Source organism: Cryobacterium sp. TMT1-66-1 (genome assembly GCF_004403435.1).
Classification (GTDB): Bacteria; Actinomycetota; Actinomycetes; order Actinomycetales; family Microbacteriaceae; genus Cryobacterium; species Cryobacterium flavum.
The window spans coordinates 13802-38572 of the sequence record NZ_SOGP01000020.1; the positions used below are offsets into that span (position 1 = coordinate 13802).

The following is a 24771-nucleotide window of genomic DNA, read 5'->3' on the forward strand; positions in this document are numbered from 1 at the left end:
GTACGAGCCTGCACCGTTTGACTAGTGGAGTACATTCGTGGCGTCAATTCTTGAAAAGGTTCTTCGTGTTGGTGAAGGCCGCGTTCTGCGCCGCCTCGAAAACTATGCGAAAGCCATCAACGCGCTGGAAGAAGACTTCCATGAGCTCACCGACGACGAGCTGAAAAACGAAACCGTCACCCTGCGGGAACGGTATTCCAACGGCGAATCGCTCGATGACCTGCTGCCGGAGGCCTTCGCCGCCGTGCGCGAGGCCAGCACGCGCACCCTCGGACTGCGTCACTTCGACGTGCAGCTCATGGGCGGAGCAGCCCTGCACCTCGGCAACATCGCCGAGATGAAGACCGGTGAGGGCAAGACCCTCGTCGCGACCACCGCGGCGTATCTCAACGCGATCAGCAGCCGCGGCGTGCACGTCATCACGGTCAACGACTACCTCGCGAGCTACCAGAGCGAGCTCATGGGGCGCGTCTTCCGCGCCCTCGGCATGACGACCGGATGCATCCTCTCCGGCCAGACTCCGGCGCAGCGTCGCGAAATGTATGCCGCCGACATCACCTACGGCACCAACAACGAGTTCGGTTTCGACTACCTGCGCGACAACATGGCGTGGCAGGCCAGCGACATGGTGCAGCGGGGCCACTACTTCGCCATCGTCGACGAGGTCGACTCGATCCTCATCGACGAGGCCCGTACCCCGCTGATCATCTCCGGGCCGGCATCCGGTGAAGCGAACCGCTGGTTCAACGAGTTCGCCAGCCTGGCCAAGCGTCTCATTGCTGACGAAGACTTCGAGGTCGACGAGAAGAAGCGCACCATCGGTGTGCTCGAACCCGGCATTGAAAAGGTCGAGGACTACCTCGGCATCGACAACCTGTACGAGTCGGCCAACACGCCGCTGATCTCCTTCTTGAACAACGCCATCAAGGCGAATGCCCTGTTCAAGAAAGACAAGGACTACGTCGTCATGAACGGCGAGGTGCTCATCGTCGACGAGCATACCGGCCGTATCCTCATGGGCCGCCGCTACAACGAGGGCATCCACCAGGCGATCGAGGCCAAGGAGGGGGTCGCGGTCAAGGCCGAGAACCAGACCCTGGCCACGGTCACCCTGCAGAACTACTTCCGCCTGTACTCGAAGATCTCCGGAATGACCGGAACGGCCGAGACCGAAGCTGCCGAGTTCATGAGCACCTACAAGCTTGGCGTGGTGGCCATCCCCACCAACAAGCCGATGCAGCGCATCGACCAGTCCGACCTGATCTACAAGAACGAAGAGTCCAAGTTTCGTCAGGTCGTCGAGGACATCGTCGAACGACACGAAGCGGGACAGCCGGTTCTGGTCGGCACGACCAGCGTTGAGAAAAGCGAGTACCTGTCGCGCCTGCTCGCCAAGAAGGGCGTGCGTCACGAGGTGCTCAACGCGAAGAATCACGCCCGTGAAGCTGCGATCGTCGCGCAGGCCGGTCGACTCGGTTCGGTGACCGTCGCCACCAACATGGCCGGTCGTGGTACCGACGTGATGCTCGGCGGCAACGCCGAATTCCTCGCCGTTGCCGAGATGAACGCCAAGGGCCTCAGCCCGGTCGAAACCCCCGACGAGTACGAACTCGCCTGGGACGACGTGTTCACCGTGGTCAAGGCCAACGTCACCGAAGAGGCCGAGAAGGTGATCGCCGCCGGCGGTCTTTACGTGCTCGGCACCGAACGGCACGAATCACGCCGCATCGACAACCAGCTGCGCGGGCGCAGCGGACGTCAGGGAGACCCGGGCGAGAGCCGCTTCTACCTCTCGCTCACCGACGACCTCATGCGCCTGTTCAACGCCGGTGCCGCCGAGGCCCTCATGGGCCGCCAGGGCGTGCCAGACGACATGGCGATCGAATCCAAGGTGGTCAGCCGCGCCATCCGCAGTGCCCAGTCCCAGGTCGAGGGTCGCAACGCCGAGATCCGCAAGAACGTGCTCAAGTACGACGACGTTCTCAACCGTCAGCGCGAGGCCATCTACGGAGACCGCAGGCACATCCTCGAGGGTGACGACCTGCACGAACGCACCCAGACCTTCCTCACCAACGTCATCGACGAGGTGCTCGATGTGCACGCTGGCGACGGCAACGGTGACGACTGGGACTTCGATGCACTGTGGACCGAGCTCAAAACGCTCTACCCGGTGGGACTGACCATCGATGAGGTCGTCTCCGAGGCCGGCGACAAGGGCAAGATCAACCGCGACTTCATGCGCCGGGAGATTCTCTCTGATGCCAAGCTGGCCTATTCGCGCCGGGAAGAGAGCCTCGGAGCCCCGGCCATGCGCGAACTGGAGCGCCGTGTCGTGCTCTCGGTGATCGACCGTCGCTGGCGGGACCACCTCTACGAGATGGACTACTTGAAAGACGGTATCGGACTGCGCGCCATGGCCCAGCGCGACCCGCTGGTGGAATACCAGCGCGAAGGTTTCGCCATGTTCCAGCAGATGATGGGTCAGATTCGCGAGGAGACCGTCGGGTTCCTGTTCAACCTCGACGTTGAGGTGACTGCTGGGGCCGGTGCTGTCGCCGGGCCGGTCGTCGCTGCCAAGGGACTCACACCGGCCGACGCTCCGGAGGAGAAGCTCAGCTACACCGCACCCAGTGACTCAGGCGGAGTCGAGGTGCGCAACCAGCGCGGCCAGATTCAGCAGGCAGCCACTGACCGGGCCCGGCGCTCGGCCACCGTCGCGGCCAGCGACGACGAACCGGCCGAAGCAGCCGGCCCCCCTCAGCGCGGAGCGTTCGGGCAGAAAACCGAGGGTGCAGCCCCGGTGAACCGGGCCGAACGCCGATCGCAGGGTAAGAAGAACAGCTAGACCCCGCGCCAGCACATCGACGTGCGCCCGTCCGGCGGCGCGCGTCGATATGGGTGGGTGGGGCATCCGTCTGCTGGCCGGGCTGTCCTGGCCTCACAGGACGACGAGTACAGTAGCTCTCCAGCGCTGGTCCAGGGCTTCCAGCTGCAAGGAGACGACGTGCGCGCGGCGTTTGTCGTACACCACGATCACCGCGTTGAAACCGCCGGTCTCGGTCGGCCAGGTTTTGACCTGATCGATCCACAGTCTCGGCCTCTCCGCGACGATTCCCGTGATGGCTCTGGCACGAGAGGCGATCGTCACACGGATGTGAAGATGGGCGTAGACGTCGTCGGTGACCCATCGCGCGAGCTGCTCGAGGTCTCTGGCTCCGGCGATGACCTCGATGGCCCGCAGTGCGAGGGCGCGCAGGAGCTGTTCTGTTTCGTGCCCGTGCGCTGTTCCGATTGGTCTCGGGCCGGCACCGCGCGGGCTGACTGCGCGCTGGTCGACGCGGGGCTCCAACGGGTTGACCTGCAGACGGGCAGACCCGGAACCAGATGACGTCATTGTTCCTCCTGATATCGAACGTGCAACTCTTGTGGCGCAAAACCTAAGCAGCTTGATCGCTGCACTGTCGAGCGCTTAAAGAGCCTGTGCACAACCCGAGCGAGAACGCTCGGCGTCGGCTACTTTCAACGTGTGCGCTGGGATAATCTGTTTGACGACCTCGAAGGGCAACTCGAACGCGAGCTGCACGCCGAGGCCACTGACCTGCGCCTGCAGGAGGAACGTACGCGGTTGGAAAAGCTCTCCCTGCGCACCCGGTTGAGTAACGTGGTGCGATCGGCCGGCCCCGGAGGCACACTGCAACTGCGAATCGTGCTGGTGTCCGGTGAGACCCTCTCGGTTTGACCGACGACGCTGGGCCGGGACTGGCTCGCGGCGGACCTGCCCGGCACCGCCAATGGGCGGGCTCAGTGCGTGATCCCGCTCTCGGCCGTCGCCGGTGTAGTGCTCAGCGCGGAGCAGAGCCTGGTCTCGCTCGCGGTCGAGTCAGAATCCACCGGAAAGCTCATCGAACGCGTCGGTTTTCCCTTTGTGCTGCGGGACCTGTGCCGGCGGCGGCGCTTCGTGGAACTCGATACCCGCGGTGGTGTCCTGGCCGGAACCATCGACCGGGTGGCGCGTGACCATCTCGATCTGGCGGTGCATCCGCTCGGAACGCTGCGCCGCGCGCCGGAGATTCTGCACTACCGTCTCGTGCCGTTCTGGCAGATTCACGTTATTCGGCTCTGCTAGTTGTGGATAACTTTTTCACGACTTAGCGAAGTCGGGCACGATAGGGCCATTGCACCATCGGAATCGATTCAGAGAAGCGAGGTAACGGATGAAAACACCCCGTCCCACACGCACGCGCCGCCGCTTCTGGGTTGACCCCCGATTCATCATCGGGCTGGTGCTGGTCGCTGCTTCGATAGCGGGGGTCGGCGCGATTGTCGCCGGCACTGATCGCACTACGGCGGTCTATACCGCACGGCACACACTGACCGTCGGTGACCAGCTGAGGGCGGCCGACCTCGTTGAAACTCGGGTGCAGCTCGGCGGCGCGGCCGACCTGTATCTGGTTCCGTCGACCGGCTTGAAGGGTGGGCTGCTCGTCACGCGGACGATCCTGACCGGTGAACTGGTGGCCCGGTCAGCGGTCGGGGAATCGTCGGGGAGCGATGTGACCAGTGTCGTCGTCGACGTTCCCGGTCGACTGGCCGCCTCGATCGCGGCCGGTTCGGTCGTCGACATCTGGTCGGCGCGGGCGACCGGGCCGAGTGAGTACGCGCCGCCGACGATTCTCGTGGGGCAGGCTGTCGTCGTGCGGATCGTCGAACCGACCGGCATCATTGCCGCCTCCAGTGGGCAATCCGTGGAAATGCTCGTGCCGAAGGCCAACGTGGGCGCGGTGCTCGAGGCCATCATGAACGGCGATGCCCTCGCGATCGTTCCCGTGAACACCCCGGTGGTGCCCTGATGGCCCGGCTCGCGCTCGTGCTCGACCGAGCGACCGAGCAGCGCATGCTGGCCGACATCATTGATTGTGGGCACAGCGTGGTCACTCGCGTGGATACCGCCCGGGAGTTCCTCGAGACGCTGTCCCATGGGCAACCCCACGTCGTGGTCGTCAGTGGTCGCCGGGAATCCCTGACCGGCCAGCTGATCGCCGCCTGCGACGAGCGCGGCATTCGCGTTGTCGCCCTGACCGCGACGGAATTGGAACGGCGGCACGCCGGCACCCTGGGCCTCTACGAAACTGTCGCGATACCCTGCGATTGGTCGGAGATTGAAGATTTGCTGGTGTCGGGGGTTGTCGTTCCGTTGCGGGTGGGGGAGCGGCACTTCACCGGCGGCGCACTCAATACCGGCTCGGTGATCGCGGTGTGGGGCCCGGCCGGCGCGCCGGGGCGCACGACACTGGCCATCAACATCGCGGCCGAAATCGCAGCGGCCGGTCATACCGTCGTGTTGGCCGACGTCGATACCTACAGCGCCTCGATCGCTCCGAGCCTGGGTATGCTCGACGAAGCGCCCGGCTTTGCCGCTGCCTGCCGTTTGGCCGGCAGCGACAGTTTGAACCAATCAGAGCTCGAACGTATCGCGCAACGCTACAACTCGCCCAAGGGTGCCTTCTGGGTGCTCACCGGCCTCGGCCGACCGTCGCGCTGGCCGGAACTGTCGACCGAACGGGTCACCCGCACCATCGACGCCTTGCGGCACTGGGTGGACTACGTCGTGCTGGACACCGGGTTCAGTCTGGAAAGCGATGAAGAGCTGACCAGCGACATGTTGGCACCCCGGCGCAACGCGGCCACCGTCACGGCCCTGCGGGTGGCCGACCATGTCGTGGCCTGTGGGCTGGCCGACCCGGTCGGGATGGCCCGGTTTCTGCGCGCTTGGAGTGACCTCACCGAGGTGATCGGCAGCAGCACGGTCAGCGTCGTGATGAACCAGGTGCGGGCGAGCGCGGTCGGGCTGAATCCGCGCGGGCAGGTCGCGGCCATGCTGCTGCGCTTTGGCGGCATCGAATCGCCCATTCTGGTGCCGCACGATCAGGGCGCCCTCGACGCTGCGGTCTTGACCGGCCGCAGCCTGCGGGACGCGAGCCCGAAGTCGTCAGCTCGAGCGAGCATCCGTCGGTTTGTACTGGAGGACCTCATCGTGGTTCCAGCCCGGGAATCAGAACGGATGCCGCGGCGGGTCAGGTGGCGCGGCCGTAAGGCCGCCCCGGCCACGTAACCCGCCGGATACACCTAGGCTATGGAGAGTGTCGACGCTCAGTGATCTCGTACTTGCCCAGGGCCGCAGCAGCGCGGAAGATGTGGACTGGCTACACATGCTGGTCGCGGATGGCCAGCTGCTGGCCGACCTCGCCTTCGCGGATATCGTCGTGTGGGTTCCGACAACGTCTGACAGTTTCGTCGCGGTCGCACACGCGCGCCCGTCGAGTGCCGCCACGCTGTTCTACCGGGACTTCGTCGGCCAGCACATCAAAGCGGAGTGGCGCAACCAGGTCACCGAAGCCTTTGAGACGGCGAAGATCGTCGACCGTGACGCTCCGGACTGGTACGAGGAGACTCCCACCCGGGTGCGGGCCATCCCGGTGTTGCGCCGGCTGAGTACGACCGGTGCTGAAGTGACCGCTGCTCCGGTTGCGGTGCTCACCCGCCACACCAACCTGAGTGAAGCGCGCACGCCGAGCCGTCAGGAGCTCACCTTCAACGACTGCGCGAATGACCTGTTCGCCATGATCGCCTCTGGCGATTTTCCCGACCTCGGTGCCCCGACCGGGCCGCGCCGTGGCGCGCCGCGCGCGTCGGACGGCCTGCTGCGACTCGATGTCGACGGCCTCACCACCTTTGCCAGCCCGAACGCGCTCTCCGCATTCAACCGGATGGGTTTCGCGGAGGAACTCGAGGGAGAGTCGCTCGCCGAGGTCACTACGAGCCTGCTCACCGGCACCGCCGTGGTCGACGAGTCCCTGCCGCTCGTCGTGACTGGGCGGGCGCCCTGGCGCACCGACATCGAGGCGCGCGGGGTCACCGTGTCGCTCCGAGCCATTCCCATTCGCAACCGGGGCGAACGCATCGGCGCGATCATTTTGTCCAGGGACGTGACCGAGCTGCGGCACCAGGAACGTGAGCTCATCACCAAGGATGCCACCATCCGGGAGATCCACCACCGGGTGAAGAACAACCTGCAGACCGTGGCCTCGCTGCTGCGCATCCAGGCCCGGCGTACCCAATCCGACCGGGCACGCGAGGCGCTGACCCAGGCGATGCGGCGGGTTGCGGCCATCGCCGTGGTGCACGACACCCTGTCAGAGGGGCTCAGCCAGATCGTCGACTTCGACGCCGTCTTTGAACGGGTGCTGCTGTTGACGGTGGAGGTGGCATCCGCTCACAACACCACGGTGCACCCGAAGTCATTCGGCAGCTTCGGAACCCTGCCGAGCGCGTACGCGACGCCGCTCGCGCTCGTGCTCACCGAACTCGTCACGAACGCGGTCGAGCACGGCCTCGCCGGGCGGGAGGGCGAGGTCTCGATCGAGGCGCAGCGCAGCGACGAGACCCTCACGGTGATGGTGCGCGACACCGGTGCCGGGCTTCCCGAGGGCAAGGTCGGCTCCGGGCTCGGCACGCAGATCGTGCGCACTCTCATTCAGGGCGAGCTGGGCGGCACCATCGACTGGCACACCATGATGGGCAGCGGCACCGAGGTCACGATCGAGATCCCCCTGCGCTTCATGCAGGAGGGCTAGCCCCCTCCTGCTGCGCGGATTTCTGCGCGGATTTCGGGACGGGGCCCAGGCCCCGTCCATGGGCCCAGTTTATAAACTGGGCCCATGTTCATAAGGTGGGCCCGACGAGCGGATGCACCGGGGCGCGGCGCGCGACGGCTCGCCGGGCACAAAAGAGCGAGCCCTCGGCCTTCCGGGAGTACCGGATGGCCGCAGGCTCGCGTTCTGTAGTTGTGCTGGCTCGCTAGGAAGCGCGGCGGGCGCGTGCGGCGCGACGCTTGAGTGCGCGGCGCTCGTCTTCGCTCAGGCCGCCCCAGACTCCCGAGTCCTGGCCGGTCTCGAGTGCGTACTGAAGGCACACCTCGGTGACGTTGCATCGGGCGCACACCGACTTTGCCTTCTCGATCTGGTCCACAGCGGGTCCAGTGTTGCCGACCGGAAAGAAAAGTTCCGGGTCAGCGGTGAGGCAGGCAGCTTTATCGCGCCAGTCCATAGGGATGCTCCTTTTATTACATGGGTGCACGGCCGATTGGCCAGAGTTGCAGGGGTGATGGCCGGTTGCAGGAAAGTGGGATCTGCGCGATAACCGCGTTGAAACAGCTCACGTCCCTGTGAGCGTCAACCGGGCCTCAATTATCGTCCCATAATAGAGGTATCAAATCAATAGTTTTGTATGGCTTTTCGCTGTGAACAGCGGCTCTGGTGCAGGGCGCCCAGCCTGGATTGACCTCCGGGCACTTCGACGCGCCCCAATGTTGGGGGTGCTGATCGCGCTCCTCGCCGTGGAAGCACTCGCCCTGTGGGCCTTCAGCGCTTGGTGGGTGCTCGAACTGCTCATCGCCACCCCGAACTCCGTCGGAGCCTCGCTGGCCCTGTTAGCCCTCACCGTGGTCGCTGCCGTATGGGTCAGCGCGATCACCGTCGGGGCGCTCCGCCGCCGTCCGTGGATTCGCGGCGCTGCCGTGACCTGGCAGCTCGTGCAGGTCATGATCGCTATCGGCTGTTTTCAGGGCATCTACGCCCGACCCGACGTCGGCTGGGCGCTGCTGGCCCCCTCGATCGTCGTGCTCGTGCTGGTTTTCAACCCGCGTGTGGTCGCCGCCACCAGTCACGAACCCGAGCCCGAAGCCGACTGACGCCGCTCAAGCTGCAGCAGCCTCGGGCCGTGACGACCAGATCAGGCGTCGATGCCGAGCTTCTTGCGCAAGCTCGCGACGTGCCCGGTGGCCTTGACGTTGTACAGGGCGTGGGTGATGATTCCGGCCTCATCGAGCACGAAGGTAGACCGCAGCACGCCGGTCACGAGCTTGCCGTAGAGGTTCTTCTCTCCCCAGGCACCGTAGGCGCGGTGAACCTCAAGGTCGGTGTCACTTAGCAGCGGAAAATTCACCGCGTCGTGCTCCTGAAACTTCTTGAGCTTGGCCGGAGCATCCTTCGACAGGCCGAGCACCTGGTAGCCGGCTGATTTGAGCGACCCGAGGTTATCGCGAAAGTCGCAGGCCTGGGTGGTGCAGCCGGGGGTCATGGCGGCCGGATAAAAATACACGACGACCTTGCTGCCGGCGAAGTCCGCCAGCGAAACGGATGCCCCGTCCTGGTCGGTCAGGGTGAACTGGGGGGCTGTGTCGCCGACTGCAAGGCGTGCTGAATCCGTCATGTCTCCATCGTATCGATGTCGTATCTCAGCGGGCGGGGGCGAAGGTGGCGAGCAGGCGTTGCAGGGAATCCAGGCGCACCCGGCCGGTGTCGCCGAGCTCGCCAGCTTCAACGGCTTCGATGATGGCGCAATCCGGCGACCCGGGCAGGTGCGTGCAGCCGCGCGGGCAACGCTCGGCGATGGTGGCAAGGTCGGTGAACGCCTTCAAAATGTTGTCGGTGTTGATATGGCCCAGGCCAAAGGACCGCACGCCGGGGGTGTCGATAACCCACCCGCGGCCGGCATCCGTTTGTAGGCGCAGCGACACGGTCGAGGACGACGTGTGGCGGCCGCGACCGGTGACGGTGTTGACGACGCCGATGGCCCGGTTGGTGCCGGGAACGAGCGCGTTCACCAGGGTGGACTTGCCCACGCCGGAGTGTCCGACGAAGACGGTGTCGTGACCGACCAGCGCCGCCGAGATCTCCTCGATCGGCATGCCGCCCTCGCCGCTTTGGAACACCGGCAGGTCGAGTCCGGCGAAGTTGGCCAGAAAGGCTGACGGGTCGGCGAGGTCGGTCTTGGTGATACACAGGATGGGCTTCACGCCGGCGTCGTAGGCCGCGACCAGATAGCGATCCACCAAGCGGATGCGCGGCTCCGGGTTGGCCGCAGCGACCACGATCAGCATCTGGTCGGCGTTGGCCACGATCACACGCTCGACGGCGTCGGTGTCGTCGGCGCTGCGCCGCAGCAGGGTGTCCCGCGGCACGATGCGCACGATGCGGGCCAGGCTGCCCTCGGCACCGGTGGTGTCGCCGACGATATCGACCCGGTCGCCGTTGACGACGGCCTTCTTGCGCAGCTCGCTGGCCCTGGCGGTCGTGATGCGCCGCTCGGTGGGCAGGTTCTCGTCGAGCATGACCGTGTAGCGTCCGCGATCGACAGAGAGGATGCGACCGGTCAAGGCGTTCTCGTGGCTCGGGCGGGTCTTGGAGCGGGGTTTAGAGCCCTTGCGGCCGGGACGCACGCGCACGCTCGACTCGTCGAATTCGGGCTCGTCGTCGTCGGCGGAAGCCCACCAGGTGTCGCCGGGGTCGCCGGCGAGCTCGCCGGAATCGGCCAGGTCGTCAGGCCGGTCACGATCGTCATCCCAGGTGGGGTCGCCGGCGGGCGGCTCCACTGCCATCTACAGCGCCGCTTCGGTGAGCATCGCGTGCCACAGCTCGGGAAACTGGGGGAGGGTCTTGGCGGTCGTGCCGATGTTCTCGACGTCGACGCCCTCAATGCGCAGGCCGATCAGCGCTCCGGCGGTGGCCATGCGGTGGTCGTCGTAGCTGAGCCACTGGCCGCCGTGCAGGGGAGCGGGCTCAATCGTGAGGCCGTCGGGCAGCTCGGTGACCTTCCCGCCGAGCCGGTTGATCTCCGTGGCCAGCGCAGTGAGGCGGTCAGTCTCGTGGTTGCGAATGTGCCCGATGCCGGTGATCGTGCTGGGCGACTCGGCGAGGGCTGCCAGGGCTACGAGGGTGCAGGCGAGTTCACCGCCGGTGGACAGATCGAGCTCGACGCCGACAATACGCTCGCCGCCGGTGACGGTGAGGCGGTCGCCGGTGCGGGTGACGCTCGCACCGAATAGGGGAAGCAGCTGTTCGAGGTCGGCGCCGACCTGGGTGGTCTCGGCCGGCCAGCCGGTGATCGTGACGCTGCCGCCGGCCACGAGCGCGGCGCAGAGGAACGGCGCGGCGTTGGAGAGATCGGGTTCGATGTCGACCGTGCGGCCCGCGATCGGCCCGGGCGGGATGATCCACTCGCCGACGGCAGGAGTGGCCACGTCGACTCCGCGGGCGCGCAGCACCTCGATGGTCATCTCGATGTGCGGCAGGCTGGGCAGTCGTTCGCCCGAGTGAGTCAGGTGCAGCCCCTGGTCGAACCGGGCGCCGGCCAGCAGCAGCCCGGAGACGAACTGGCTGGAGCTGCCAGCATCGATGGTCACCGCGCCGCCGGTGACCGCTCCACGGCCGTGCACGGTGAACGGCAGGGCGCGCTTGCCATCGTCGTTGATATCGCCGCCGAGGTCGCGCAACGCGCCGATGATGGGGCCCATCGGGCGGCGGCGTGCACCGGCATCCCCGTCGAACGTGGTCGGGCCGAGGGCGAGGGCGGCCAGCGGCGGCAGGAAACGCATCACCGTGCCGGCCAGCCCGCAGTCGATCGTGGTCGAGCCGAGCAGCTCGGACGGCGGGGTCACACGCAGGTCCGTGCCGAAGGCGCCGGTGCCGGGAACAGCCTCAATGGTGGCGCCGAGCTGACGCAGCGCGTCGACCATGAGGTCGCTGTCCCGTGAGTGCAGTGGCGAACGCAGCAGGGACGGTTCGCTGGCCAGAGCGGATGCGACCAGCTCCCGGTTGGTCAGCGACTTCGAGCCCGGCAGGGCCAGCACCGCCTGCAGCGGCGCGTCCGTGGTCGGCGCGGGCCACCAGGCATCCTCTTCGGTCGGCGAATTATCGCCGTACGGATCGAACTCCGGCTTGGAATATCTCGAGATCAACATCGGTTATCAGAGTAGTCGGTGATAACAATCTGAGGGAGATCCGTAACGGTGTCAATGTTGTTGGAACGACCCCTGGCTGTGGGTAACAGCTTAGAATTGCGCGTGATGACTTCAGACACGCCCGTTTCCGCGGAAGACCTTTCCAGCAGCGACCCAGAACTCACAACCCTTGCCCCGACCAAGGCCGAACTGCGCGAGCAGACCCGCGGACTGTTCGAAGAGCAGGCGTTGCCTTTTCTCGACCAGTTGTACGCGGCGGCCATGCGCATGACCCGTAACCCCTCCGATGCGCAGGACCTCGTGCAGGAAACCTTCGTGAAGGCGTTCGCCGCGTTCGCGCAGTACGAGCAGGGCACCAACCTCAAGGCGTGGTTGTACCGCATTCTCACCAACACCTTCATCAACCAATACCGCAAGAAGCAGCGCGAGCCCTACCAGGGCACCATTGACGAGCTTGAAGACTGGCAGCTCGGCGGCGCCGAATCGACCACCGCCATGTCGGGGCGTTCGGCCGAGGCCGAGGCCATCGACCACCTGCCGGACAGCGCTGTCAAAGACGCCCTGCAGTCCATTCCCGAAGACTTCCGACTCGCCGTGTACTTCGCCGACGTCGAAGGGTTCTCCTACCAGGAGATCGCCGAAATCATGAAAACCCCCATTGGCACCGTGATGAGCCGCCTGCACCGTGGCCGGCGACTCCTGCGCGAGCTCTTGGCCGGCTATGCGGTTGAGCGCGGGCTGGGCATGGGCCAGGGCCAGAAGACATCCAGGAGCGCAGACAAATGACCGATTGTGGTTGCGAGAAGGCCAAGGCCGAACTCGAGGAATACCTGCACAACGAACTTCGCAAGAATGATGCGGCCGATATTCGGGAGCACCTCGCGAGTTGCACCGACTGCAGCAGCGAGCACCTAGTTGGGCGCACACTGACCGAGGTCATGCAGCGCGCCTGCAAGGAGACCGCGCCGGAAGACCTGCGCGACCAGGTTCTGCTGAAGCTCCGCGCGCTGCAGGCCTCGCACTAGAGCACCTGAGGCGCGCGTCTCAGGCACGCGGCGACGGTTCCACCTGCCCGAGCAGGAAGACGGCACCGGTCGCATCCGCTATCTGGGCGAAGGTTCCGAAGTCGGAATCCCACGGCTCCCGCAGCACGGCGCCACCGAGCTCCGTCGCCCGTGCCGCGGATGAGCGCACATCGGCGACGCCGAGATAGACCTGCCAGTTCGACGGTACTCCCGGGGGCAGCATGGCGTCGGCGTCGTACACCCCGCCGGTCATCGATTCGTCGTGGCCGAAGGTGCTGTACCGAAAGTCGGTTGTGTCGCTGAGCGGAATCGGCGTCCAGCCGAAAACCTCCTCGTAGAAGGCGATCGCGGCCGTGAAATCGCGGGTGATCAGATCGTGCCAGACCGGCGTTCCAATCTCATTGTCGGCACCGAAGCCCCGGTGGCCGGCGGCCTCCCAGACTCCGACGGCCGCGCCGGCCGGGTCGCGCGTCACAAGGTCGATCCAGCACGGCTCCCCGAGCCGGTTTTCGGTGCGAAGGGGCACGATCTCTCCTCGGGTTGCCTGCGAGCCTAGAACCGTCGGCGGACAATCGCAACGCCAGCCGACCCGCATCCGCTCGAACGCGGCAAGCGGATGCTGCCATCTGCGACCGCAGACAGCCGCGGAGACAGCAATGGAGGGTGACAACGTCACCCTCCATTGCTACCTAAGTTGCTGTGACCGTTACAGCGTCAGGGCGTCGCGCTGCAGCTTGGCCTGCTCGATCGCGTGACGCTTGGCCGACCCGGCAGCCGGCGAGGCCGACGCGGGGCGGGAGAACAGCCGCATGGCGCGCGGACCGAGCTTGTTGGTCTCCAGGTAGAAGAACGGCCAGGCTCCCTGGTTCTCCGGCTCGTCCTGCACCCAGGCGAGTTCGGCGTTCGGGTACTGGGCGGCCACGCTCTTCAACTCAACGGCGGGCAGCGGGTAGTACTGCTCGACGCGCACGAGGGCGATCTCGGGGTTCGGGTTCTTCTCGAGTTCGTTCAGCAGGTCGTAGTAGATCTTGCCGGCCATGAACAAGACGCGCTTCACGGCGTTCTTGTCCTGGATGCGGGCATCGTCGATGACCGTCTCGAACTTGCCGCTGGTGAGCTCGGCCACGGCGCTGGTCGCTCCGCGCAGGCGCAGCATCGACTTGGGCGTGAACACGATCAGCGGGCGGCGCGGGCGCATGTACGCCTGGCGGCGCAGCAGGTGGAAGTACGATGCGGGCGTCGACGGGCGCGCCACGGTCATGTTCTCTTCGGCACACAGCTGCAGGAACCGCTCGATCCGGGCCGACGAGTGGTCGGGGCCCTGACCCTCGTAACCGTGCGGAAGCAGCAGCACAACGGATGACCGCTGGCCCCACTTCTGCTCGGCGGAGGAGACGAACTGGTCGATGATGGTCTGCGCGCCGTTGGCGAAGTCACCGAACTGCGCCTCCCAGAGCACGAGGGCGTCGGCGCGTTCCACCGAGTAGCCGTACTCGAAGCCCATGGCGGCGTATTCGCTCAGCAGCGAGTCGTAGATCCAGAACCGGGCCTGGTTGTCCTTGAGGTTGGCCAGCGGCAGCCATTCCTGGCCGTTCACCCGGTCGTGCAGAACGGCGTGACGCTGCACGAACGTGCCGCGTCGGGCATCCTGTCCGGCGAAGCGCACCGGGGTGCCCTCGACCAGCAGTGAGCCGAGAGCGAGCAGTTCGCCGAAGCTCCAATCGATGTTGCCGTTGCGGCTCATGTCGAGGCGCTTCTGCAGAAGCTGCTGCAGCTTGTTGTGCACGGTGAAACCGGCCGGCTTGTTGTTGAACGCGTCGCCGATGAGCTGGATGACGCTTTCGGGAACACCGGTCGTCTCCGGCTCGCCGGCAGCGTCCTCGCGGGCCTGTGCGTCGGCGTCGGCCTTGGCTGTGGCGGCCATTTCCGGGGTGATGATCGGAATCGAAGCGGTCTGCGCGGCGTGCGTCTCCATGAAGGCGCGCTCGAGGCGGTCCTGGAAGTCGCGGTGGGCGGCTTCGTATTCTTCCTCTGTAATGTCACCGCGGCCGACCAGCGCTTCGGTGTAGAGCTTGCGCACGCTGCGCTTGGCTTCGACCAGGTTGTACATCAGCGGCTGGGTCATCGAGGGATCGTCGCCCTCGTTGTGGCCACGACGGCGGTAGCAGATGAGGTCGACGACGACATCCTTCTTGAACTCCTGGCGGTAGGCGAACGCGAGCTCGCCGGCCCGAACCACGGCCTCCGGGTCATCCCCGTTGACGTGAAAGATCGGCGCCTGGATGGTCTTGGCGACGTCGGTCGCGTAGACGCTGGTGCGGGCATCCTGCGGCAGGGTCGTGAAACCGAGCTGGTTGTTGACCACGATGTGCACGGTGCCGCCGGTGCGGTAGCCGCGCAGCTGGCTCATCTGCAGGGTTTCGAGCACAACGCCCTGGCCCGCCATCGCGGCGTCGCCGTGAATGAGGATGGGCAGGGTGGAGAAGGTACCGATCGGCTTGCGGTCCTGCTTGGCCCGCACGATGCCCTCGAGCACGCCGTCGCCAGCCTCGAGGTGCGAGGGGTTCGCGGCGAGCGACACCGGAATCTCGGCGCCGTCTTCACCGCGGAAGGTTCCCATGGTGCCGAGGTGGTACTTCACGTCACCGGAACCGTGCACGGTGCGCGGATCCTGCGTGCCCTCGAACTCGCGGAAGATCTCGCCGTAGGTCTTGCCGGCGATGTTGGTGAGCACGTTCAGGCGGCCACGGTGGGCCATGCCTATCGCGACCTCGTCGAGGCCCTGCTCTGCGGCACCCTGCAAAATGGTATCGAGCAGCGGAATGGTGCACTCGCCGCCCTCGAGGCTGAACCGCTTCTGACCGACGTACTTGGTCTGCAGGAACGTCTCGAAGGCTTCGGCCTCGTTGAGCTTGGCGAGAATGCGCATCTGCTCGTGGTGTGTGGGCTTGACGTAGGACTTCTCGATCTTCTCCTGCACCCACTTGCGCTGGGCCGGGTCCTGAATGTGCATGTACTCGATGCCCGTGGTGCGACAGTAGGAGTCGCGCAGCACACCGAGGATGTCGCGCAGCAGCATCTGGCGCTGGGATCCGAAACCGCCGGTCACGAAGGACCGGTCGAGGTCCCAGAAAGTGAGGCCGTGGGTGGCGATGTCGAGGTCGGGGTGACTGCGCTGCGAGTACTCGAGCGGGTCGATGTCGGCCATCAGGTGGCCGCGCACGCGGAACGAGTTGATCAGTTCCTGCACGCGTGCGGTCTTGTCGACGGCGCTGGCGAGGTCGACGCTGATGTCCGGTGCCCAGTGGATCGGGTCGTACGGGATGCGCAGGGCCGAGAAGATCTCTTCGTAGAAGTTGTGCTGGCCGATGAGCAGCTCGTGCACGATCTTGAGGAACTCGCCCGAACCGGCACCCTGGATGACGCGGTGGTCGTAGGTGCTGGTCAGGGTGATGGTCTTGGAGATGGCCAGGCCGGTGAGCGTCTTCACACTCGAACCCTGGAACTCGGCCGGGTAGTCGAGGGCGCCGGCGCCGATGATGCAGCCCTGGCCCTTCATGAGGCGGGGCACCGAGTGCACGGTGCCGATGCCGCCCGGGTTGGTCAGCGACAGGGTCGCGCCGGCGAAGTCGTCGGCGGTGAGCTTGTTCTGGCGTGCGCGCGTGACGAGGTCTTCGTAGGCCGCGAGGTACTCGCCGAACGTCATCGTGTCAGCGCGCTTGATGGCCGGAACCAGCAGGGCGCGGGTGCCGTCGGGCTTGGGCATGTCGATGGCCAGCCCCATGCCGACGTGGGCGGGGGCGACGACGGAGGGCTTGCCGTCGACCTCGTTGTAGTAGACGTTCTGGCTGGGGAACATCTTGAGCGCGCGAATCAGCGCCCAACCGATCAGGTGGGTGAAGGAGACCTTGCCGCCGCGAGCTCGCTTCATGTGGTTGTTCATGACGATGCGGTTGTCGATGAGCAGCTTGGCCGGAATGGTACGCACGCTCGTGGCGGTCGGCACGGTGAGGCTGGTGACCATGTTGGTCGCGAGCGACTTCGCCATGCCGCGCAGCGGAACGACCTTATCCTGCTTGACCGGCTCCGAGTCGTCGACGACGACGGCCTGCGGGCTGGTCACGGGAGCGTCGGCGGGAACCGGGGCCGGCTTGGGCGCACTCGAGGTGGTGCGGGCCGTCGGCTGGTTCTCGGTGACGGGTACGGGGGCTGCGGTCGGCGTTGCAGCGGGCACCGCTGCAACGGGTGCGACCGGTGCCGGTGTGGCCGGGGGAGCGGATGCTGCCGGCGCTGCCGCCGGAGCGTTCGCGGTTTGGTGGTAGCTCTCGAGCACCGGCCACCACGATTCATCCACCGACTGCTTGTCGATCAAATATCGTTCGTACAATTCGTCAACGAGCCACTCGTTTGCTCCGAATTCGCCTGACGTTGTCTCGTCAGAAGCTCCACCGGTTACCTGGCCTGACACCGTGGGATCGCCCACTCTCTGCTTTGAATTTGGATGCCCTCGGCGGGTCAATCGCCGGGTCAATCTGCGTTTTCAGTGAGTCTGTCGCTGACGATGTCGACCGCCAGGTCAGTCTGCCCATCTAGCCTAATCCCATCCCGCCGGGCCATAAACACCCCACTGAGCGGCTAGCGTTCTTGGTATGCAGTTCTATGGAACGACGCCCAGCCACGATTTGACCTACTCTGACGTGTTCCTGGTGCCCGGCCAATCGGCCGTCACCAGCCGTTTAGATGTCTCGCTGGCCCCGGATGACGGCACAGGCGCCACGATACCTGTCGTCTCGGCCAATATGAACTCGGTCACCGGGCCGCGTCTGGCGGCCTCTCTGGCGCGGCGTGGCGGGCTCGGGGTGCTGCCGCAGGACATGCACCTGCAGGACCTGGATGCGGCCATCCGCTGGGTAAAAGACCAATCGGTTCGTTTCGACACGCCGTTCGTGTTCGCGCCCGACGACACCGTCGAGCGGGCGTTGCGGCAGGTTCCGGCCGTTCCCGGGCAGGGAATCGTGATCCACTCCGGTACCGGTGACTACCTCGGCTGCATCGCCGCCAGCCGACTGGCCACCGCGCTGCCCGACGCTCGCCTGGGCGATCTGCTGCACGGTGAACTGACCGCGCTCGACGCCGATGACGTCGACGGGCCGCGTCGCGCGTTCGACCTGATGACCGAGGCCGACATCGACTTCGCCCCGGTACTGCACCACGGCGTCGTGGTCGGAACCCTCAGTCGCAAGAGCGCGCTGCGCTCCACGCTCTACCAGAGCACCCTCGACGTCCACGGACGGCTCAAGGTGGCTGCGGCGATCGGGATCAACGGTGACGTCGCGGCGAAAGCCCGCGCGCTCGCCGCGGCCGGCGTCGACATTCTGGTGATCGACACCGCCCACGGCCACCAGGACGGCATGCTGCGCGCGCTCGGCATCGTCGCCGACCTGAACCTCGGACTGCCGATCGTAGCCGGCAACGTCGTGACCAAGGATGCCGTGCGCGACCTGGTCGGCGCCGGCGCCACCATCGTCAAGGTCGGTGTCGGCCCCGGCGCCATGTGCACCACCCGCATGATGACGGCCGTCGGTCGGCCCCAGTTCTCGGCCGTGCTCGAAACGGCCACCGCCGCCCGCGAACTCGGCGCTCATGTCTGGGCCGACGGTGGGGTGCGCTACCCGCGGGACGTGGCGCTGGCACTCGCCGCCGGCGCGGCATCCGTCATGATCGGTTCCTGGTTCGCCGGAACCGCCGAAGCGCCAGGCACACTCAATACGGATTCCCGTGGCGCGCTCTACAAGGAAAGCTGGGGAATGGCCTCGACCAAGGCCGTACAGGCCCGGTTCGAACGCCTCGACGCGTACGACCTCGCCCGCAAGACCCTGTTCGCCGAGGGAATCTCGAGCTCGAAGATTTACCTTGATCCGCTGCGGCCGTCGATCGAGGACCTGCTCGACATGATTACTTCGGGCGTGCGCTCCTCGTTCACCTACGCCGGGGCCACCACCGTGGCCGAATTTCACGAGAAGGCTCTCGTGGGCATTCAGTCGGCGGCCGGCTACGAAGAGGGCAAGGCGCTTCCCGTTTCCTGGTAGGGCTGCGATAGCGCTGGTAGGGCCGGCGGTATTTCGCGGAGGCAGCATCCGCTGGTCACCGGACGAGTGTCAGATGCGCCCGGTATACTCGGATGAATAATGGATGACCCTCCCACCGCTGAACCGTCTTCTCATAAACCCTCGCCGCTAGGAGCTGGCGGTGTTGCCTGTGTCTGAGCTGATCATGCTCGGGTTCGGCCTCATCCTCACCGTCGGAACGGGCCTTTTCGTCGCCAGTGAGTTCGCCCTGGTGAATCTCGACCGCGCCGACCTCGAAGCGCGACAGGGTCGCGGGGAGACCCGCCTCGCACTGACCATCTCCGCGCTGAAAATCACCTCGACGCACCTCTCGAGCGCGCAACTGGGGATCACCCTCACCACCCTGCTCACCGGGTACACCATCGAGCCGGCCCTGTCGTCGCTGCTGCGCGCCCCGCTCACCGCGCTCGGGCTTCCCGGCGATGTGGTTCCGCTGTTCGGCACCACGATCGCCATTGTCACCGCGACCCTGGTGTCGATGGTCATCGGCGAGTTGGTTCCCAAGAACTTCGCGCTCGCCCTGCCCATCCAGACCGCGCGCCTGGTGATCCCGTTCCAGACCGTATTCACGACAGTGTTCAAACCGGCCGTGCTGGTGCTGAACAACAGCGCCAACGGTCTGCTGCGCGCCATCGGCATTGAACCCAAGGAAGAACTCTCCGGCGCCCGCACCGCCGAGGAACTCTCCTCGCTGGTGCGCCGCTCGGCCAGCGCCGGACTGCTCGAAAAGGACACCGCGACCCTGCTGCACCGCACGCTGCTGTTCTCCGGACACGATGCCTCCGACGTTATGTCGCCGCGGCCGCGGGTGGCGAGCATCCACCGCACCGATTCGGCGCAGGCCGTCATCGACCTCGCCCGCTCCACCGGTTACTCGCGGTTTCCGGTCGTCGACGAAAGCGTCGACGACGTCGTGGGCATCGTGCACGTCAAGCAGGCGGTAGCCGTGCCGCGCGCCCGGCGAGCGGATGTCCCGGTGTCGGCCCTGCAGACCGACCCGGTTCGCGTGCCGGAGACCATGAAGCTCGACGACCTGCTCAGCGAACTCCGAGGCCGCAGCTACCAGATGGCGATCGTTGTCGACGAGTACGGCGGAACAGCCGGTGTCGTCACCCTCGAAGACCTGGTCGAGGAACTGGTCGGCGAGGTGGCCGACGAGCACGACCGGGCTCGCGCCGGCGTGGTGCGCTCGCCCGATTCCCTGACCTTTCCCGGCATGCTCCGGCCAGACGAACTGCTCGAACGAACGAACGTCGTCGTGCCGGAGCAGGGCCCGTACGAGACCGTCGCCGGTTTCGTCATGAGCGAGCTGGGCCGGCTGCCGGTGATCGGTGATCGGGTTCCGGTCAACGGCGGCTTCCTCACCGTTGAGCGACTGGAGGGGCGCCGCATCGACCGGCTGCGCTTCACGCCGGAGGCTGTGCCGGAACCCGCATTGGCCGTTGACACCAAATCCGATCGAAAGAAGGTGAGCGACAAATGAGCGACTGGGCCGGACTTGCCTGGTTGGTCGTACTCCTCGCAGCCAATGCCTTCTTCGTCGGGGCGGAATTCGCCGTCATCTCGGCCCGCCGCTCGCAGATCGAACCGCTCGCCGAAGCCGGCAAGCGCAGCGCGAAGACCGCGCTGTGGGCGATGGAACACGCGACACTGATGCTCGCAACCTCGCAGCTGGGCATCACCGTGTGCTCGCTGCTCATTTTGAACGTGTCCGAACCCGCGATCCACCATCTGCTCGAGGTACCGCTGGGCCTGACCGGTCTGCCGGAAGGCGCAATCGGCACCATCGCGTTCGTCGTTGCGCTGCTGCTGGTCTCCTACCTGCACGTCGTGTTCGGTGAGATGGTGCCGAAGAACCTGTCTTTCTCGGTGCCGGACCGCGCCGTGCTGCTGCTCGCGCCGCCGCTGGTGTTCGTGGCCAGGGTATTCAAGCCCCTGATCGTGACACTCAACGCCTGTGCCAACGGTGTGTTGCGTCTGTTCGGAGTGCAGCCGAAGAACGAGGCGACGAGCGCGTACACCCTCGACGAGGTTGCCACGATCGTCACCCAGTCCACCCGCGAGGGCGTGCTGAGCGATGGAACCGGAGCGCTCAGCGCCGCGTTCGAGTTCACCAACCTCAAGGTGCGCGATGTGGCGGTCTCTCTCGGCAAGCTGGTTAGCTTGCCGGAATCGGCCACGCCGGCCGACGTCGAGAAGGCCGTGACGCGCCACGGATTCTCCCGCTACGTGCTCGCCGATACTGAGGGCTATCTCACCGGCTACGTGCACTTGAAGGACGTGCTCGACCTCGATGTTGCCGCGGCTTCGGCCGATGCCGCAACGCTGGCCGTGCCAGACAGTTACGCGGGAAGGATCCCGGCCAAGCGCATCCGTGCCCTGATCTCGATCTTCGAAGACACCGACCTTGAAGACGCCCTCGCCACCATGCGGCGTTCGGGCGCGCACCTCGCGCGGTCCTTCACCGCCGAGGGCGAGACCACCGGGGTGCTCTTTCTGGAGGACATCATCGAGGAGCTGGTCGGCGAAGTGCAGGACGCCACGCGTCGCGACTAGCCCCGCAGCTTCTGACCGCCTAGACGTGCTCGCGTCAACGGCATGCGGATGCTGCTCCCGCCTTGCCAAGACGTCGACGCGGGCGTAAAATGTTCCCTGAAAAATGCACATTCACCTATGAAAGTGCAGAAAGGGAAAGCTCATGTTAAACCAATTGGAAACCTACTCGGTGCTTCCCGCGCGCGATCTGGCGCGTGCCCGGCGCTTCTACAGAGACGTGCTCGGCATGGAACCCGATGAGGAACGCGTGGAAGGGTTGCTCTACCGCACCCCGAAGGGCGCCGCCATCATGGTGTACGAAACCGAGAACGCCGGCACCGCGGCCAACACCGCGATCGGTTTCGACACCGATGACATCGAAGCCGAGGTTGCCGCGCTGCGCGGCCGGGGCGTCACGTTCGAGGAATACGATTTTCCAGGATTGAAGACCGAGAACGGCATCGCCATGACCAGCGCGGATCGCGCGGCCTGGTTCAAGGACACCGAGGGCAACATCATCTGCGTGTCGCAGACCGTCGCCTTCAGCCGCAGCGATGCACGGGAGCGGGAGGGCTCGCAGAGCTCCACGATCAGCGACTGACTCGCCCCTCGCCCGTGCCAGGGCGGACGAGCGGATGACCGCGCCCGATATGGGTGGCCGCTACGCCGGTTACCGTAACGCGCACCAATTTCGGGGGCGGTCGCGAATGGTGGCGGCTCGGGGCGGGGCGGCGCACCGGGGCGCGGCATCCGTTTGCCCGAGGGACGACCGGGCGGTGGGCCCGCGAGCAGACCGAAAACGACCTATCGTGGAGGCATGGTGAAACCGCGCGGCTGGCTTGAATGGGAGGCCGAACAGGCCCGCGACTGGGTCTACCGGCCCCAGGCCGGCGACGACAAGTATTCGCGCGGCGTCCTCGGCGTGCGCACCGGCTCCAAGGACTACCCGGGCGCGGCGGTGCTCGGCGTCGACGCGGCCGTGCGCACCGGCCTTGGCATGGTGCGCTACCTCGGGCCGCGCCGCGCCGCCACCCTCGTGCTGCAGCGCCGCCCCGAGATCGTGACCGTGCCCGGTCGGGTGCAGGCCTGGCTGCTCGGCTCCGGTATCAACGCCAGCACCAGAACGGATGCCGTCACCACAGCCCTGACGGAAGCCCTTGCGGAGGGCCTGCCCACCGTTCTCGACGCCGGCGCCCTCGATCTGGTCTCCCGGGCGATCGGTCCGACCGTGATCACCCCGCACGCCGGGGAGCTGGCCGCCATGCTCGCGCACGAGGCCAAGCCCGGTCCGGCCTCCCAGATCGCCGCCAACCCGGGGGAGTGGGCCATTCGCGCCGCGCGCCTGTTCGACGTGACGGTGCTGCTCAAGGGTGCCGTCACCCACGTAGCGTCGCCGTCGGGCGCCCGCCTGACCGTGTCGACCGGGCCGGCCTGGCTGGCTACGGCCGGCTCCGGCGATGTGCTCGGCGGCATTCTCGGTGCGCTCCTGGCCACCCACTCCGACCAGCTCGAAACTGATGCCGCCTCCCTCGCCCCGCTCGCCGCCACCGCCGCGCTCCTGCACGCCGAAGCCGCCATGCTCGCCTCCGCCGGAGGCCCGATTGCAGCCCTCGACATCGCCGATGCCGTGCCGCGTGCCGTCGCCGCGCTGCTCGATCACTGGGCCGACCCCGGCGCGCGCTAGGCGACCCGCAGCCTCAGTCGCTAAAGCGGAATGCGGGCGAGAAAGTCCCGGGTGCGGCACTGGGGTGTGGCAGCCCTGGCCAACCGCTGTTCGGCATGAACCGCTAACCTGCAGTCGGACCGCAGGGCGTCGAGCGTCGCAGCGACCTTTTAGGCCGACTGACCGCCAATTCGACGAAATATGACGGATGCGCCGGCTGGTCCCGCACGACGGCCGGCTGTGCGAAAGTAAAGCGTGCGAATTCACGACGAGACCCGTAGCGGCCAGCGACCCCGGCGGCATCCGCTCGCCGCACAGTGGTCGGCCTTCGCTCTCGTGCACCTGCTGCTGATTCTTCTGGCCGTGTTCGGGCCGGGGCATCCGCTCGGTGACGTCGAGGTGGTCTACCGCGGCTGGGCCGAGAACGCGGCCGCCGGCAGCATCGTGGGAATCACCGAAAACTTTGTCTACCCGCTGCTCGCCCTCCTGCCGATCTCCGCCGCGTTCGCGTTCGGCGGCCCGGCCTACCTCGGAACCTGGTTCGCGCTGGTGACGGCGCTGAACGCGGGGGCGTTCGTCGTGCTCGTGCGCGAACACCGCAGCGCGGCCTGGTGGTGGCTGCTCTTTCTGGCGCTGCTCGGCCCCATCGCGCTCGTGCGCATCGACGCGATCACGGTGCCCCTCGTCATCGTGGCCCTGCTCTGGCTGCGCCGGCGCCCGTTCTGGGGTACGGCACTGCTCACGATCGCGACCTGGATCAAAATCTGGCCGGTCGCCGTGCTCGCCGCCCTGTTCGTGGCGTCGAAACAACGCTGGCGGATGCTCGGGGTCGCCGCCGCCGTCACCGCGGCGGTCGTCGCCGTGGCCGCGGCGCTCAGCCTTGCCCGCGGCAGCGGAATTCACGTGCTGAGTTTCGTGGCGGAGCAGGCCGGCCGGGGGATCCAGATCGAATCGCCCGTCGCCGTGCCCTGGCTCTGGCAGGCCGCGCTCGGCGTGCCGAGCAGTTTCGTCTACTACGACCATCAGATTCTTACCTTTCAGGTCGCCGGCACCGGCACCACCGCCCTGAGCGTTCTGATGACCCCGCTGCTGGCGGTCGCTGCCGCTGCCGTGCTGCTCCTCGGCGTGCGCGCCCAACGCATGGGCGCTGGATGGCTCGCGGTGCTGCCGCCGCTGACGCTCGCGCTGACGGTGACCCTGATCGCGTTCAACAAGGTGGGGTCGCCGCAGTTCATCAGCTGGCTGGCCGCACCGATCATTCTGGGACTCGTGCAGAGCGGCCGGGCCTGGCGTACACCGGCGCTGCTCGGGCTCGCGCTCGCCGCTCTCACTCAGGTCGTCTACCCCTACCTGTACGACTGGCTGCTCGTGGCCAACCCGCTTATGGTGCTCGTGTTGACCCTGCGCAACCTGCTCGAGTTCGTGCTGCTCGGCTGGGCGATCGGGGCGCTCTACCGGCCGAGGCCCGCGCGAATCCGGCCTAGCTAACCACCCCGACTCCCGGTGCACCCCTCGAAGCCGGATCAGGCGTCGATCAGGCGAGGCGCCTCATGGACCTCTGACGAGACGCTCGTATACTCGTTGTTGGATTCCACGGTCGTGGTGGCTTGCGGGGCCGCT

At 66.4% G+C, this 24771-nt stretch carries 22 protein-coding genes; 15 read left to right on the forward strand and 7 right to left on the reverse strand.

Going from position 1 to position 24771, the window contains the following annotated elements; all coding sequences use genetic code 11:
* The first annotated feature begins 37 nt into the window (after positions 1-37).
* Entirely contained in the window at positions 38-2845 is a 2808-nt protein-coding gene (secA, locus tag E3T29_RS13940) for a preprotein translocase subunit SecA (protein WP_134346205.1), read from the forward strand.
* Between the two features lie 93 nt (positions 2846-2938).
* Here secA and E3T29_RS13945 read toward each other — a convergent pair whose 3' ends face one another.
* Positions 2939-3394, reverse strand: a complete 456-nt coding sequence (locus tag E3T29_RS13945; protein ID WP_134346207.1) for an Rv3235 family protein — start codon at positions 3392-3394, stop codon at positions 2939-2941.
* 132 nt (positions 3395-3526) lie between these two features.
* On the opposite strand from E3T29_RS13945, the gene E3T29_RS13950 reads away from it, so the two are divergent.
* The 5 genes from E3T29_RS13950 (at position 3527) to E3T29_RS13970 (ending at position 7634) form a co-directional block, all read left to right on the forward strand.
* A complete protein-coding gene (locus E3T29_RS13950; RefSeq protein ID WP_134346209.1) occupies positions 3527-3739 on the forward strand; it encodes a hypothetical protein in 213 nt (70 codons plus the stop codon).
* Between the two features lie 69 nt (positions 3740-3808).
* Positions 3809-4126 (forward strand): hypothetical protein, encoded by a 318-nt coding sequence (locus tag E3T29_RS13955; RefSeq protein WP_134346211.1) that lies wholly within the window; start codon positions 3809-3811, stop codon positions 4124-4126.
* A gap of 88 nt (positions 4127-4214) precedes the next feature.
* Positions 4215-4850, forward strand: coding sequence for a hypothetical protein (locus tag E3T29_RS13960; RefSeq protein WP_134346213.1), 636 nt, complete (start codon positions 4215-4217; stop codon positions 4848-4850).
* Positions 4850-6112, forward strand: coding sequence for a regulator (locus E3T29_RS13965; RefSeq protein ID WP_092340552.1), 1263 nt, complete (start codon positions 4850-4852; stop codon positions 6110-6112). Before E3T29_RS13960 ends, E3T29_RS13965 begins: the two co-directional genes overlap by 1 nt.
* A 28-nt stretch (positions 6113-6140) precedes the next feature.
* Positions 6141-7634: a sensor histidine kinase gene (locus E3T29_RS13970; protein WP_134346215.1), complete on the forward strand. Its 1494-nt coding sequence runs from the start codon at positions 6141-6143 to the stop codon at positions 7632-7634.
* Between the two features lie 223 nt (positions 7635-7857).
* Here E3T29_RS13970 and E3T29_RS13975 read toward each other — a convergent pair whose 3' ends face one another.
* Positions 7858-8106: a WhiB family transcriptional regulator gene (locus tag E3T29_RS13975; protein ID WP_035837005.1), complete on the reverse strand. Its 249-nt coding sequence runs from the start codon at positions 8104-8106 to the stop codon at positions 7858-7860.
* A gap of 268 nt (positions 8107-8374) precedes the next feature.
* Here E3T29_RS13975 and E3T29_RS13980 point away from each other — a divergent pair, with 268 nt between their 5' ends.
* A complete protein-coding gene (locus E3T29_RS13980; RefSeq protein WP_198412709.1) occupies positions 8375-8749 on the forward strand; it encodes a hypothetical protein in 375 nt (124 codons plus the stop codon).
* 41 nt (positions 8750-8790) lie between these two features.
* Here E3T29_RS13980 and bcp read toward each other — a convergent pair whose 3' ends face one another.
* Genes bcp through aroA form a run of 3 tightly spaced genes read right to left on the reverse strand, consistent with a single transcriptional unit; the run spans position 8791 to position 11800 of the window.
* A complete protein-coding gene (bcp, locus tag E3T29_RS13985; RefSeq protein WP_134346216.1) occupies positions 8791-9270 on the reverse strand; it encodes a thioredoxin-dependent thiol peroxidase in 480 nt (159 codons plus the stop codon).
* Positions 9271-9295: 25 nt separating this feature from the next.
* Positions 9296-10438 carry a ribosome small subunit-dependent GTPase A gene (rsgA, locus tag E3T29_RS13990; RefSeq protein WP_134346218.1) on the reverse strand — a complete coding sequence of 381 codons (1143 nt, stop codon included), beginning with the start codon at positions 10436-10438 and terminating at the stop codon, positions 9296-9298.
* Entirely contained in the window at positions 10439-11800 is a 1362-nt protein-coding gene (aroA, locus tag E3T29_RS13995; protein ID WP_134346220.1) for a 3-phosphoshikimate 1-carboxyvinyltransferase, read from the reverse strand.
* 105 nt (positions 11801-11905) lie between these two features.
* On the opposite strand from aroA, the gene E3T29_RS14000 reads away from it, so the two are divergent.
* Positions 11906-12586: a sigma-70 family RNA polymerase sigma factor gene (locus tag E3T29_RS14000; RefSeq protein WP_104089411.1), complete on the forward strand. Its 681-nt coding sequence runs from the start codon at positions 11906-11908 to the stop codon at positions 12584-12586.
* Positions 12583-12825: a zf-HC2 domain-containing protein gene (locus E3T29_RS14005; protein ID WP_092340559.1), complete on the forward strand. Its 243-nt coding sequence runs from the start codon at positions 12583-12585 to the stop codon at positions 12823-12825. The genes E3T29_RS14000 and E3T29_RS14005 overlap by 4 nt, the downstream gene beginning before the upstream one ends.
* A gap of 19 nt (positions 12826-12844) precedes the next feature.
* Here the strand turns inward: E3T29_RS14005 and E3T29_RS14010 are convergent, their stop codons facing one another.
* On the reverse strand, positions 12845-13351 hold the full coding sequence (locus E3T29_RS14010; protein ID WP_134346222.1) for a VOC family protein: 507 nt from the start codon (positions 13349-13351) through the stop codon (positions 12845-12847).
* A 180-nt stretch (positions 13352-13531) separates the two neighbouring features.
* Entirely contained in the window at positions 13532-17293 is a 3762-nt protein-coding gene (locus E3T29_RS14015; protein WP_134346264.1) for a multifunctional oxoglutarate decarboxylase/oxoglutarate dehydrogenase thiamine pyrophosphate-binding subunit/dihydrolipoyllysine-residue succinyltransferase subunit, read from the reverse strand.
* Between the two features lie 181 nt (positions 17294-17474).
* Between E3T29_RS14015 and E3T29_RS14020 the strand changes: the two genes are divergently transcribed.
* The 6 genes from E3T29_RS14020 (at position 17475) to E3T29_RS14045 (ending at position 24639) form a co-directional block, all read left to right on the forward strand.
* Complete coding sequence (locus E3T29_RS14020) at positions 17475-18914, forward strand: GuaB1 family IMP dehydrogenase-related protein (protein WP_134346224.1); 1440 nt, start codon at positions 17475-17477, stop codon at positions 18912-18914.
* Between the two features lie 184 nt (positions 18915-19098).
* A complete protein-coding gene (locus tag E3T29_RS14025) occupies positions 19099-20436 on the forward strand; it encodes a hemolysin family protein (protein ID WP_134346265.1) in 1338 nt (445 codons plus the stop codon).
* Complete coding sequence (locus tag E3T29_RS14030) at positions 20433-21509, forward strand: hemolysin family protein (RefSeq protein ID WP_134346226.1); 1077 nt, start codon at positions 20433-20435, stop codon at positions 21507-21509. Before E3T29_RS14025 ends, E3T29_RS14030 begins: the two co-directional genes overlap by 4 nt.
* A gap of 142 nt (positions 21510-21651) precedes the next feature.
* Positions 21652-22089: a VOC family protein gene (locus tag E3T29_RS14035; protein WP_134346228.1), complete on the forward strand. Its 438-nt coding sequence runs from the start codon at positions 21652-21654 to the stop codon at positions 22087-22089.
* A gap of 216 nt (positions 22090-22305) precedes the next feature.
* Entirely contained in the window at positions 22306-23172 is an 867-nt protein-coding gene (locus E3T29_RS14040) for an ADP/ATP-dependent (S)-NAD(P)H-hydrate dehydratase (protein WP_134346230.1), read from the forward strand.
* 234 nt (positions 23173-23406) lie between these two features.
* The gene (locus E3T29_RS14045; RefSeq protein WP_134346231.1) at positions 23407-24639 is read left to right on the forward strand and encodes a glycosyltransferase 87 family protein; all 1233 of its coding nucleotides are present in this window, start codon (positions 23407-23409) and stop codon (positions 24637-24639) included.
* Positions 24640-24771 lie beyond the last annotated feature (132 nt).